10 protein-coding genes are annotated in these 13,030 nt (G+C 62.3%); 9 read left to right on the top strand and 1 reads right to left on the bottom strand.

The window, feature by feature from the left end; translation table 11 throughout:
- Positions 1-277: 277 nt before the first annotated feature.
- The 9 genes from BGRAMDRAFT_RS06100 to BGRAMDRAFT_RS06060 all read left to right on the top strand — a co-directional run bounded on the left by BGRAMDRAFT_RS06100 (position 278) and on the right by BGRAMDRAFT_RS06060 (position 12,517).
- Entirely contained in the window at positions 278-1,264 is a 987-nt protein-coding gene (locus BGRAMDRAFT_RS06100; RefSeq protein ID WP_006047809.1) for a helix-turn-helix domain-containing protein, read from the top strand.
- 41 nt (positions 1,265-1,305) lie between these two features.
- Positions 1,306-2,859 carry a mannose-1-phosphate guanylyltransferase/mannose-6-phosphate isomerase gene (locus tag BGRAMDRAFT_RS06095; RefSeq protein ID WP_006047808.1) on the top strand — a complete coding sequence of 518 codons (1,554 nt, stop codon included), beginning with the start codon at positions 1,306-1,308 and terminating at the stop codon, positions 2,857-2,859.
- Positions 2,860-2,911: 52 nt separating this feature from the next.
- Positions 2,912-4,297 (top strand): undecaprenyl-phosphate glucose phosphotransferase, encoded by a 1,386-nt coding sequence (locus BGRAMDRAFT_RS06090; protein WP_006047807.1) that lies wholly within the window; start codon positions 2,912-2,914, stop codon positions 4,295-4,297.
- Positions 4,298-4,367: 70 nt separating this feature from the next.
- A complete protein-coding gene (locus BGRAMDRAFT_RS06085; RefSeq protein ID WP_006047806.1) occupies positions 4,368-5,507 on the top strand; it encodes a polysaccharide biosynthesis/export family protein in 1,140 nt (379 codons plus the stop codon).
- Positions 5,508-5,585: 78 nt separating this feature from the next.
- Complete coding sequence (locus BGRAMDRAFT_RS06080; protein ID WP_006047805.1) at positions 5,586-7,820, top strand: polysaccharide biosynthesis tyrosine autokinase; 2,235 nt, start codon at positions 5,586-5,588, stop codon at positions 7,818-7,820.
- A 56-nt stretch (positions 7,821-7,876) separates the two neighbouring features.
- Positions 7,877-8,995 (top strand): GDP-mannose 4,6-dehydratase, encoded by a 1,119-nt coding sequence (gene gmd, locus BGRAMDRAFT_RS06075; RefSeq protein WP_006047804.1) that lies wholly within the window; start codon positions 7,877-7,879, stop codon positions 8,993-8,995.
- A gap of 4 nt (positions 8,996-8,999) precedes the next feature.
- Positions 9,000-9,956: a GDP-L-fucose synthase family protein gene (locus BGRAMDRAFT_RS06070; RefSeq protein ID WP_006047803.1), complete on the top strand. Its 957-nt coding sequence runs from the start codon at positions 9,000-9,002 to the stop codon at positions 9,954-9,956.
- A 25-nt stretch (positions 9,957-9,981) separates the two neighbouring features.
- Positions 9,982-11,124, top strand: coding sequence for a glycosyltransferase family 4 protein (locus BGRAMDRAFT_RS06065; RefSeq protein WP_006047802.1), 1,143 nt, complete (start codon positions 9,982-9,984; stop codon positions 11,122-11,124).
- A gap of 61 nt (positions 11,125-11,185) precedes the next feature.
- The gene (locus BGRAMDRAFT_RS06060; RefSeq protein WP_006047801.1) at positions 11,186-12,517 is read left to right on the top strand and encodes a glycosyltransferase WbuB; all 1,332 of its coding nucleotides are present in this window, start codon (positions 11,186-11,188) and stop codon (positions 12,515-12,517) included.
- A 28-nt stretch (positions 12,518-12,545) separates the two neighbouring features.
- Here the strand turns inward: BGRAMDRAFT_RS06060 and BGRAMDRAFT_RS06055 are convergent, their stop codons facing one another.
- Entirely contained in the window at positions 12,546-12,995 is a 450-nt protein-coding gene (locus tag BGRAMDRAFT_RS06055) for a hypothetical protein (protein WP_232292234.1), read from the bottom strand.
- Positions 12,996-13,030 lie beyond the last annotated feature (35 nt).

Genomic DNA, 13,030 nt, shown 5'->3' with positions numbered 1-13,030 from the left:
GCGGTGGCGAACGAAATCGACTTCTGCTTTGAACTAAGATTCGCACAACGCCAATTCAATGATATGTCGAATCGGCAATTAATTCGGTGCAATTCGGTGTTGGCGGAATATTGCCGAAAATCACCGCGAGCTACTCCTGTCAATGCGCCAACATGTCAGCACTATCGGTCATGGCGGCTAAATACTTGACTAGTGGTGGCTATGATGCACTGCTCAGAGTCGGCCCCGGCGTGGCCGTTGATGGTGAAAGTAAATCCGTTTTCTGGTGAGGATAGCTATGACCTGCGCGAGTCTCGAGTCTGCCATGCTGCGTTGGGTGCACGCACCGAACAAAGGCATGCGCCGCATCGCGATACTGATGTTCAACGACTGCTCGCTGCAAGGCGCCGGCGTTGTAGCCGAAGTGTTCCAGGCAGCGAATGAACTGGCTTCCTCGGGCCCGAGCGGCTGTTCATACGACGTGTGCTTCCTCTCCGCCGATGGCGGCATGGTGACGTCGTCGTCGGCTCTGCGCGTGTGGACCGATGGACTCGACGCGCGACATTACAGCGGCTTCGACGCGCTGTACGTAGCAGGCGGCAAGGGCGCCATCGCGGCGGCGCGGGACGAGCGCCTGATCGCGTGGCTGCGCCGCGTGCGGCACAACACCGGCATGATCCGGCCGATCGCGGAAGGACGCGCGCTGCTCGACGCGGCTTACTTACCCGACGCAAGCGGCACCTATGCATTGCGCGACGAGTCGGCGAAAACATCGCGTCAGAGCGAGCAGGGCGCCGACGCCGGCGATCGCCTCGAGTCGATGCGCAGCGCGCTCGGCATGATCAAGCGCGACCTGGGCGCGGCGGCTGCGCGCACCGTTGCTGAGCGCCTGCTTGCCGATTCGTGCTCGAACCTCGCGCCGCTTCTTAGCGAAGACGGCGCGCTGACGCCAGGCGACAAGGTACGCGCGGCGGCTCGCTGGCTGCAGGAAAACTGCCAGCAATCGATTTCGATTGCGGACGCCGCGCAGTTCGCGGCGATGAGCGAACGCAACTTCCTGCGCCGCTTCAAGATGGAAATGGGCATCACGCCATCGAGTTTTCTGTTGCACGAACGCCTTGCCGTGACGTGCAGCCTCTTGACCGAATCCGAATTGCCGGTCGACAAAATCGCGCGCCGCACGGGCATGGGCAACGGCGACCGTCTCGCCAAGGTGTTTCGCAAGCGAATGAGGATTTCGCCGACCGAGTTCCGGATACAGAGCCGCCGCATGGTCGGCCAGTAGCATCGGTGGGTTGCTTTGCAAGAATCATAAGGATTGCAGATATGTTGAATCAGGGAGCTGGAAATAATACGTCGTCCCACGCTGGTGAGGACGCACGCGGCGCGCGTTGCACGCGCATCGTCCCGGTCATTCTCGCGGGTGGTTCCGGCACGCGTCTTTGGCCCGTGTCGCGCGAAAATTTTCCGAAGCAACTCATCGACGTGGTGGGCTCCGATTCGCTGCTGCAAGCCACCGCACGACGCATGAACGATTTTCCCGCGGGCTGGCAGGTCGATGCTTCGCCGATCATCGTATGCGGCGAAGAACACCGCTTCGTGATTGCGGAGCAGCTTCACGAGAACGGCGTCGAAGCGCGTCTGATTGTCGAGCCTGCGCGCCGCGATACGGCGCCCGCGCTGACGCTCGCGGCCTCGCTCGCTTGCGCCGAAGGCCAGGACGGAATTCTCGTCGTGATGCCGGCGGATCATTCGATCGCCGACGTCAACGCGTTGCAGGCCGCGCTCGAAAACGCGGCACGTTACGCCGAACGCGGCGCGATCGCGGCGCTTGGCGTGCCGCCGACGCGTCCGGATACGGGCTTCGGTTATATCCGCATCGGCGCCACGGTCGGCGACGGCGCGCATGCCATCGACGGCTTCGTGGAAAAGCCCGCGGAAGAGATCGCGGCGCAGTACGTCGCAGCGGGAACCTATTGGTGGAATAGCGGCATCTTCGTTGTACGCGCAAGCGTCTGGCTGGACACGCTCGCGCGTTTGCAGCCGGACATGCACTCGGCTTGCGAGCGCGCGTTCAGCGGCGGTCGTAGCGAAGGCGGGTATTTCCGCCCGCTCGTCGATGCGTTTTTGAGTTCGCCTGCCGATTCGATTGATTACGCGGTGATGGAGCGTTTGAGTGAAGCAGCGGACGCGGCTGACACGGCAAACGCCAACGCCAACGCAAAAGATGCGTCGCCCGCAGGCGTGGTGGTCCGACTCGAAGCCGGCTGGTCCGATCTCGGTTCATGGGACGCCGTGTGGGCCGCGATGGAAAAAGACGCCAACGGCAATGCGGGCCGTGGTCGCGTGGCGTTCGAGGGCGCGGTGTCGAGCTACGCGCATTCGGAAGGACGCCTCGTCGCCTGCGTCGGCACGACGAATGTGGTGGTGGTCGAAACCGCCGACGCAGTGCTCGTGGTGGACCGCTCGCATGTGCAGGACGTCAAGGGCCTCGTGTCGCGCATCAAGGCGCAGAACGCACCGGAGGCCGACGCGCATCGCAAGGTGCATCGTCCGTGGGGCTTTTACGATTCGATCGACCACGGCGAGCGTTTTCAGGTGAAGCGCATCGTCGTGACGCCGGGCGCGCAGCTTTCGCTGCAACTGCATCACCACCGCGCCGAGCACTGGGTCGTGGTGCGCGGCACCGCGCTCGTCACGCGCGGCGAAGAGCAATTCCTGCTGAGCGAAAACGAATCGACTTACATTCCGCTCGGCATCAGGCATCGGCTGGAAAACCCGGGAAAGGTGCCGCTCGAGATCATTGAGATCCAGTCGGGCACGTATCTGGGCGAAGACGACATCGTGAGATTCAACGACAACTACGGCCGCTGCTCATAAGCAGCGGTCGCGGCGGATTGCGGACAGGAACGGTCAGTACGAGGTAAGCAAAATGCGCAGGTTTCAGGATTTGCTCGCGCGAATGTTCGATGTCGCGCTGGTGCTCGTAGGAGCGGCGGTGGCGTCGCAGATCCGCTTCGACTACCTCGCTCAATCGGGTTTCTATTGGGCGCTGGTGATGTTCGCCGCTGCCTTCGCGCTCGCGATCTTTCCGGCGTTCGGCGTCTATGAATCATGGCGCGGCCGCTCGAAGCTCGCGCTCGCGGGACAGGTGTCGCTCGCGTGGCTGATCGTGCAGGGCAGCGCGCTCGTATTGATGTATTCGTTGCATCGCAGCGACTTCGTATCGCGTTTGTGGTTCTCGTATTGGACTGCCGTGACGGGCGGCCTGCTGATCTCGTATCGCCTCATCACGCATGCGGTGCTTGCGCGTGCACGCGGCGCGGGGATGAATCTGCATCGGGTCGCGATAGTGGGAAGCGGCTCGCAATGCGACGCGCTGATTCGCCGCATCGATTCCGCGCCGACCACGGGTTTTCGCGCGACGGCGGTCTACAACACGAAGCCGGATCAATCGCCGGTGAACAGTAAAGGTGTGCCGGTTTTCGATAGCGTGGATGCGCTCGCCGAATACATCCGCACGAATGACGTTCATGAATTGTGGCTGATGCTGTCGCTCGCGGAGGAGCCGCTGATCTGTTCGCTCGTCAGCGAGTTTCGCGACGATCTGGTGAACATCCGCTTCATGCCCGACGTGCGCAGTCTCGCGCTTTTCGAGGGCAGCGGTGTGATCGAGTTGCTCGGTGTGCCTGCAATCAACCTCGTGGCGTCGCCTCTTTCGGCGAGCTCGATGCTGAAGAAAGAGATCTTCGATCGCCTGTTCGCAGCTACCGCGCTCTTCTGTCTTGCGCCGCTGCTGGTTGCTATTGCGCTCGCGGTAAAGCTCTCGTCGCGTGGGCCCGTGTTTTTCAGGCAGAAGCGCAAGGGCGCTGATGGACGCGTATTCACGATCTACAAATTCCGTTCGATGCGCATGCATACGGAAGAGAAGGGCACCGTCAGCCAGGCGACGCGCAATGATCCGCGCGTGACGAAAGTCGGCGCGTTCCTGCGCCGTACGAGCCTCGACGAATTACCGCAGTTTTTTAACGTATTGCGTGGCGACATGTCGGTCGTGGGACCGCGTCCTCATGCGCTCGAGCACGACGACCTCTATCAGAAAGTGGTCGCGGGCTACATCAATCGCTATCGGATCAAGCCGGGTATTACAGGTTGGGCGCAAATCAACGGCTTTCGTGGCGAGACCGACCGCATCGAAAAGATGGAACGTCGCGTCGAACATGACCTGTACTACCTGGGGCATTGGTCGTTTGCACTCGACATGCGGATCATCGGCGCGACGATTGTCGCCGGACTGGTGCATCGAAACGCTTACTAGTTGTTAACAAAGCACGCAAGGCGGTGCCTCTTTCCTGAGACATTCGCTCTTGCGCAAGGAGGAAAAAGTTATGAGCTCGCTTGGTACACGCACGGGAAGTCTCTCGGTTTTCGCAATCGCTGCACTGCTCGCGGGCTGCGCTGCCGCGCCCGGTCAGCGGATGGACACGCCGGCCACTCTTCAGGAGACGGGCGGCGATTTCAGCACCGAACCGTCACAGCAGCAGACGATACCCATCACGGACATCAATCTGTCGCTCGTGCGCAAGATGCACGCGGACCAGACCAGTGCCCCGTTGCCGCCGGCAACGCTCGCGCTCTTCGGCAAGCCGGGCCCATACCGCGTCGGTCCTGGCGACGTGCTGCAGATCGTCGTGTGGGATCACCCCGAACTCGCGGCGGCGCTCGGCCAACCGGCGCAGAACGCCAAGTCTTCGGATGCGGCCTCGGGCTTTCTCATCGACGAGAAGGGCGATATTCAGTTTCCGTATGCGGGCACGGTTCACGTGGCGGGCAGAGACGTCAGCGCGATCCAGAAGGAACTGTATAACCGCCTGAGCAAGGTGTACCAGAAGCCGGAAGTGACGGTGCGCGTGGCCTCTTTCCGTAACGCGCAGATTTTCATCGACGGTGAAGTACGCACGCCGGGCGCGCAGTCGCTGAACGACATCACGATGTCGCTGACGAGTGCGATCAGCCAGAGCGGCGGCTTCAGCCCGAACGCGGACCGCAGCCGTGTCGAGTTGATCCGCAATGGCGTCACGTATCAGTTGAACATGGACGACCTGCTCAAGCGCGGACAGAACCCGTCGAACATCTATCTGCAGGCGGGCGACGCAGTGCGTGTGGCCTCGCGTGAAGACAGCGGTGTCTACGTGATGGGTGAAGTGAACAAGCCGGCGACGGTCACGCCGATGCGCAACGGTTCGCTGACGCTCTCGCAGGCCATTTCGGACAGCGGCAGCTTCGACCAGGCTACGGCTTCCACGCGGCAATTGTTCGTGATCCGAAATTCCGCAAGCGAATCGCCGCAGATCTATCACCTCGATGCGAGCTCGCCGGTATCGATGATTCTTGCGAACCAGTTCGAGTTGCAGCCGAAGGACGTCGTGTACGTGGGCCAGGGCGGGCTGGTTCGTTTCAACCGTATCCTGAACCTGTTGCTGCCGGCGATCAATGCGGCTGTGACCGGCGTGGTAGTGGCGAAGTAAGCAGCAAAACAAGCAGCAAAGTAAAAAACGTATAAAGCAGTTCAGAAAAACCGCGGGTTATGCTGGGTGAGACCAAACATGGCAATCAACTTCGAGAACCGCTATACGGACGTGTCCGCAGCGGATGAGTTGCATCTTTCGGACTATCTCCGCACTATCGTGCGGGGCTGGCGCACTATTGCAACCGTGACGCTGATCGCGCTCGCGCTGGGGTGCGCGTACGCTTTCCTTGCGCCACCGACGTACCGGGCGGACGTGCTGTTTCACGTCGAGGACAAGACGGCGAATGCCAACGCGAACGGTAAGGATTCCTTGCCGCCGCTCACCGGCATGTTCGACACGAAACCGTCGACGGCAGCGGAAATCGAGCTGCTGAAGTCGCGTCTCGTGACGGAGGAGACCGTCAAGAAGCTGCATCTCGACATCACGGCCACGCCGCGCTACATGCCGGTGATCGGAGGTCTGATTGCCGGGCTGGTGAACGGGCAATGGGGCTTCAAACTGCCCCAGTTCATCAACCTGTCCGGCTATGCGTGGGGCAACGAGAGCATCTCGGTGTCGCGCTTCGACACGTCGAAGGAGATGTACGACACCACCTTCACGCTGGTCGCGGGCAACGACCGCTCGTACGTGCTGCGCGACAGGAACGGCATTGCGATCCTGTCGGGCCACGTCGGCGAAACGGTCCAGACGGATACCGCCGACGGTCCTATCGCGTTGCGTGTCGATGCGCTGACCGGCGCCGCGGGCTCGCAATTCGAGCTGTCGCGTGCGTCGACGCTCAGCACCGTCGACCGCTTGCAGAAGGCGCTCGTCGTGCAGGAAACCACGCTGCAATCCGGCGTGATCCGCGCGAGCCTCGAAGGCGGTGACAGCGCGCTGACCGCGGCGATCGTCAACAGCATGGCGCGTGAGTTCGTGCGCCAGGACGTTGCAAGCCGTTCGACGGAAGCCGAGCACATGCTCGCATTCCTCGACCAGCAATTGCCGGGCTTGCGCAAGGAACTGGACGAAGCGGAGCAGCGCTACAACAAGTTCCGCAATACGCACGGCACGGTCGATCTCGGCGAAGAGAGCCGCCTGCTGCTTCAGCAGATCGTCGACAACAAGACGAAGCTGCTCGATCTGCAAACGCAGCGCGCCGAGATGTCGCAACGCTTCACGGCGAATCACCCGGCAGTCGCTTCGCTCGATGCGCAGATCGCAGCGCTGCAAGGCGCGCAGGTCAACATGAACCGCAGCGTGTCGGTGATGCCGGATACGGAGCAAACCGCGTTGCGTCTGTTGCGCGACGTGCATGTCGACACGGAGTTGTACACGAATCTGCTCAATAGCGCGCAGCAGTTGCGCGTCGCGAAGGCGGGCCAGGTCGGCAACGTGCGCGTGGTCGATTTCGCCGAAGCACCCGATGAGCCGGTGCGTCCGAAGCGCGTGATCGCGATTCTCATTGCGCTGGGCGGCGGTCTGGTGCTCGGCATCATGCTGACCTTCTTCAAGCGCGCGATGTATGGCGGCGTGGAGCGTCCCGACGAACTGGAAGCCGTGCTCGGCGTGCCGGTGTTCGCGGTGGTGCCGCGCAGCCAGACGCAGTTGCGCTTGCAGGAGGACGTCATGCTGCGCCGGCGCGGTCTGCATGTTCTCGCGCAGCAGGCGCCGGAAGACATTGCTGTCGAAGGCGTGCGCAATCTCCGTACATCACTGCAACTTTCGCTCGATCATGCGGCGAATAACGTCGTGATGATTACGGGCTCGCGGCCGGACGCAGGCAAGTCGTTTCTGTCGGTGAATCTCGCGGCGCTCGTCGCATCGGCGAATAAACGCGTGCTGATTATCGACGGCGACATGCGGCGCGGCGACGTGCACTCGCACTTCGGCATCGGACATCAACCGGGCTTGTCGGATGTGCTGAGCGGCGGCGACCTGACTTCGATGATCCAGCGCGACGTGCTGCCCGGACTCGATGTGCTGGCCAAGGGCACGCTGCCCTCGCATCCGTCGGAACTGCTGATGAGTTCGCGCTTCCAGACGATGCTCGACGAACTGAAATCACGCTACGACCTCGTGATCATCGATACGCCGCCGGTACTCGCCGTCACCGATTCGACGCTGATCGGCAAGCACGCGGGCACGACGCTGCTGGTGGTTCGCCACGGCCGTCATCCGTTGAATGAAATTGCCGAGACCGCCAAGCGTCTTCGTAATGGCGGCGTGGGACTCAGAGGCGTATTGCTCACCGACGTGCCGCAGGAAGGGGCGTTCCTCGGCTCGGGTTACCAAGGCGGATATTACGGATATGACAGCATAGCGGGCTGAAATCGCGGCCGAGTTTCTCGCTACAAGTGTTGAAAAGTTAACAAGGAGAAGCCTTCATGAAACGCAAGGTCGCGCTGATCACGGGGATCACGGGGCAGGACGGGTCGTACCTCGCCGAGCTGCTGCTCGCCAAAAACTACGACGTGCACGGCATCAAACGCAGGTCGTCGCTGTTTAACACAGACCGGATCGATCACCTCTATAGAGACCCACACGATCCGGAACAGCACCTCTTTCTGCATCACGCCGATCTCACGGACTCCACCAGCATTCTGCGCGTGATTCAGCGCGTGGAGCCGGACGAGATTTATAACCTCGCGGCACAAAGCCACGTTGCGGTGTCGTTCGAGGAACCGGAGTACACGGCCAACGCCGATGGTCTTGGCGCACTGCGGATTTTGGAGGCTGTGCGTATCTTAGGTATGCAGAATAAGACGCGATTTTACCAGGCGTCGACGTCCGAACTTTACGGCCTCGTGCAACAAGTGCCGCAATCGGAGACGACGCCGTTCTATCCGCGCAGCCCCTATGCGGTGGCGAAGATGTTCGCGTACTGGACAACGGTCAATTATCGCGAAGCGTACGGTCTTTATGCCTGCAACGGGATTCTGTTCAATCACGAATCGCCGGTGCGTGGCGAGACTTTCGTGACGCGCAAGATCACGCGTGCGATTGCGCGTATTGCGGTCGGCATGCAGAAGACGCTCTATCTCGGCAATCTGTCGGCGTTGCGCGACTGGGGCCATGCGCGCGATTACGTCGAGATGCAGTGGCGCATGCTCCAACAGGAGCAGCCGGAGGACTTCGTGATTGCGACCGGCGTGCAGTACAGCGTGCGTCAGTTCGTCCAGCATGCCGCGGGTGAACTGGGTGTCACGGTGCGCTTTGAAGGCAGCGGTGTCGACGAAATCGGCATTGTCGACAAAGTGGAAGGGCGCGAGACCAGAATGTCGCCGGGCGACGTGATCGTGCGTGTCGATCCGCGCTACTTCCGGCCGGCCGAAGTCGAGACGTTGCTCGGCGATCCGTCGAAGGCGCATGCGAAGCTGGGCTGGCAACCCACCACGCCGTTTGCCGCGCTCGTCAAGGAGATGGTGCGCTCCGACTTCCAGATTGCACGTCGTGACGCGCTCGTCACGCTCGCCGGCTTCACGGCGCTCGAACATCACGAGTGATGCGATGAACAAACAGTCACGCATTTTCGTCGCGGGGCACCGCGGCATGGTCGGCTCGGCTCTCGTCAGGCGGCTCGTCGCAGCGGGCTACACGAACGTCGTCACGCGCACGCGGCTCGAGCTCGATCTCATGGATCAGGCCGCTGTGAACCGTTTTTTCGAGGCCGAGAAGATCGACGTCGTGCTGCTGGCGGCGGCGCGCGTGGGCGGCATTTTTGCCAACGCGTCGCGGCCGGGTGAGTTCATCTATGAAAACCTGGTGATCGAGACCAACGTGATTCACGCCGCGTATCGGGCGCAGGTCGAGCGGCTGGTGTTTTTCGGTTCGTCGTGCATTTATCCGAAGCAATGCCCGCAGCCGATTCGCGAGGAGTATCTGCTGACTTCGTCGCTCGAGCCGACGAACGACGCATACGCCATCGCGAAGATCGCCGGTTTGAAACTCTGCGAGGCGTACAACTGCGAATACAACACGCAGTACGTATCGCTGATGCCGACCAACCTGTACGGCCCGAACGACAACTACGATCTCAAGAGCAGCCATGTGTTGCCGGCGCTCCTGCGCAAGGCGCACGAAGCCAAGCTGAACGGCGCCGATACGCTGACGGTATGGGGCTCGGGCACACCGCGCCGCGAGTTCCTGCATGTCGACGATCTCGCCGCGGCCACGCTGTTCGTGCTCGAAAACAACGTGATGGAAGGGCTTTTCAACGTGGGCGTCGGCGAAGATCTGTCGATACGCGAACTGGCGGAGTGCATTTGCAAGGTGGTCGGCTTCGACGGCGAGCTCGTGTTCGACGCGTCGAAACCCGACGGCACGCCGCGCAAGTTGCTCGACGTCTCGCGCCTCGCGCAGATGGGCTGGCGGGCAACGATCGGACTGGAGCAGGGAATCGCGTCGACGTATCGGGAATTCGTCGAATCCTATGCCGGGTCGCCGACCGCGGCCGCCGTGCAATGACGTCTTTTCGAGGAGCTGCATAAAAATGAGTGCATCCGTCACCATCTTCCATAACGTCGTATGGTCGCGTCACAAAGGTGTCGTCTTTTCTGCGCTGCATAATATTTCGGCATCCGGAGCAATTCGCTACCGGATGGTGCAGATCGCCGATACCGAGCACGACCGCATCGGCTTTTCCGAGGTCGACTATTCGTACCATCGTTATCCGATGCAGAAGCTCTTCGACGGCTGTTACGAAGACGTGCCGACGATCAAGATGATCGCGCGGCTGACGTGGGAAGTGCTGAAGGCGAAGTCCGATCTGATCGTGCTGCCGGGTTATCACCGTCCGGAATACTGGGCGATGCTTGCGGCTTGCATTGTGACCGGCAAGCGGCGCGCGGTGTTCTGCGATTCGACCGGACGCGATCGTCCGAAGAAGCTTCTCACGTCTATTCCGAAGCGCGTGTTTTTCTCGCTGTGCGACGGCTATTTCGGTTTCGGCGAGCGCAGCCGCGAGTATCTGCTGTCGCTCGGCGCGAAGCGCGAGAAGATTTTTATACCGTGTCAGGCCGCCGCACTGCCCGGTTCTTTTTCGCCGGAGCGGGCATTGGTCGAACGCGTCGCCGCGCGTGCCGGCAATCCGCCGGTGTTTCTATACGTCGGGCGTCTGTCGGAAGAGAAGGGCGTCGGCACGTTGATCGAAGCGTTTGCCGGTTTGCAAAAACGCGTACCCGCTGCGCAATTGCGCATTGTCGGCACGGGGCCGATGGCCGACGCATTGCGTGCAAAAGCCGTCGAATTGCACCTTGAGAACGCCGTAACGTTCGCGGGCAGCTTGCAGGATGAGCCGCTCACGCGCGAGTACTACGGCGCGACCTGCATGGTGCTGCCGAGCTTCAGCGAGCCGTGGGGTCTCGTCGTCAACGAAGCGCTCGCGCACGGCTGTCCGGCTGTCGTCAGCGAGAGTTGCGGCTGCGTGCCGGAACTCGTGATCGACGGCGTGAGCGGCTATTCGTTTACCGCAGGCGACGTCGCCGGATTGCAGCGCACGCTGCTAAAAGCAATGGAAGCCTTCGCCGATGCGAGCGGCACCGCTCACCGTTGCATGGAAGTGATTCGCCGGTTTGATCCGCCTTCCGCAGCCGCCAATATTGCCCGGGGCTGTGCGCTGATGCTGAGCGATTGACGGGTGTCGCGGCGCCGCCGCGAGGTCGGGCATGGAAGCTTTAACACGTTAGATACGCACAATGAAGATCCTGATCTACGGCCTCAATTACGCGCCCGAGCTCACGGGGACCGGCAAGTACACGGCTGAAATGGCCGCGCTGCTCGCAAGTCGAGGGCACGAGGTGCGGGTGGTATGCGCTCCGCCTTACTACCCTGAATGGCAGGTTTCGCCGGGCTATGCGTCGTGGCGTTATCGGCGGGAAGAGCGCGACGGCGTCGCGATCTGGCGCGCGCCGCTGTGGGTGCCGTCGCGACCGAGCGGCCTGAAGCGGATGATTCATCTGGCAAGCTTTGCTGCGACCTCGCTGCCTGTGCTCGCCTTGCAGGCGTTATGGCGCCCCGATGCAGTCGTGTTGATCGCGCCGACCTTGATATGCGCGCCGGCATGCCTTGCACTGGCTCGCGTGGCGCGCGCCAGCGCGTGGCTGCACATTCAGGATTACGAAGTCGACGCGGCGTTCGAACTCGGCCTTCTCAAAGGCTCGCGCGCGGCGCGAATCGCGCGCTGGGTCGAAAGCCAGTTGTTGCGGCGTTTCGACGCGGTGTCGTCGATCACGCGGCAGATGAGCGCGCGTGCGTCGGCGAAAGGCGTAGCGCCTTCGAAAGTGGTGTGTCTGCCCAATTGGGTCGACGTGTCGGCCATTTATCCGCTGTCGCGCGCGAGCGAATACCGTAGCGAGTTGAATCTGTCCGACGCGCAGAAAGTCGTGCTGTACTCCGGCAACATGGGCGCGAAGCAGGGCATTGAAACGCTTGCGGAAGCCGCTGCTTCGCTCGCGTCCCGTCCTGATGTCACGTTCGTATTTTGTGGCGGCGGCGCGGCGAGAGAGAACCTGGAGAAGCGCTGCGCAACGTTGCCGAACTGCGTCTTCTTGCCGCTTCAACCGGCCGAGCGCCTGAACGAACTGCTCAATCTCGCGGACATTCACGTGCTGCCTCAACGCGCCGATGCAGCGGATCTCGTCATGCCGTCGAAGCTGACCGGCATGTTCGCGAGCGGCCGCGCGACGATCGCGATGGCGCGGCGCGGCACCGCGCTGCACGAGGCGGTGCATGCGCGCGGCGTCGTCGTGCCGCCCGATAACGTGAAGGCGCTGGTCGGCGCGATCACCGCTCTCGCCAACGACCCCGAGCGGCGCGCGGCGCTCGGACGAGCCGCGCGCGATTACGCGGAGAGCGCGCTTTCGCCGGACTCGACAATTAGTACTTTTGAAGAACGCATCGGCATGCTGTGCCGCGCGGCAGGAAGAAGGCGCTTGAAGGCGAGCGCTACGTACTTCGACGCCAGGCCTTCAGCGGTGGTCGTGCCGCATGCGAAGCCGGCGACCACGGAGGACGCCGCGCCGGAATGATCCGGCCGCGGCCATCATGAGTGCAGGATCACCACGGCGAACGGTAGACGGAACGCTTACCCATCGTGTACGGATCGGCGTAGGTGGCCTTGGCGGCGCCTTGCGGCACGAGCTTGTCGTCGGCGCGCGGACGCGCTGCCGCATCGGCGACACGCAACTGCCCGTTCGCGACGGGCGGCGCCTTGCGCTTGCCCGCTGCACCCGGCTTGCCGGCTTGCTCGCCATCGGTGACGGTCATGCGTTGTTCGTCGAGCAGGGCTGCACGGCGCCCGTTGTCGATATTGGCGTCCTGCGGATTGCCGGCGACGTAGCCGTCAGGCGCGCCCAGCAGCTTCTGTTCGCGCTTGCGCTGAACGGCGCGGCGATCGACTGGAGCGGGCGCCGGCGCGCCATAGCCGGTCGGCGCCGTGGCGGTCATGGCCGGCGCGGCCTTCTGCGCAAATGCGGGTGCGGCGCAAACGGCGGTGAGAAGAAGCATGCAGTGGGCGGTGTGTCGAATCAGTGTTGTCATTG

The sequence above is a fragment of the Paraburkholderia graminis C4D1M genome (genome assembly GCF_000172415.1).
Classification (GTDB): domain Bacteria; phylum Pseudomonadota; class Gammaproteobacteria; order Burkholderiales; family Burkholderiaceae; genus Paraburkholderia; species Paraburkholderia graminis.
This window is presented reverse-complemented; position numbering and strand designations above follow the sequence as displayed.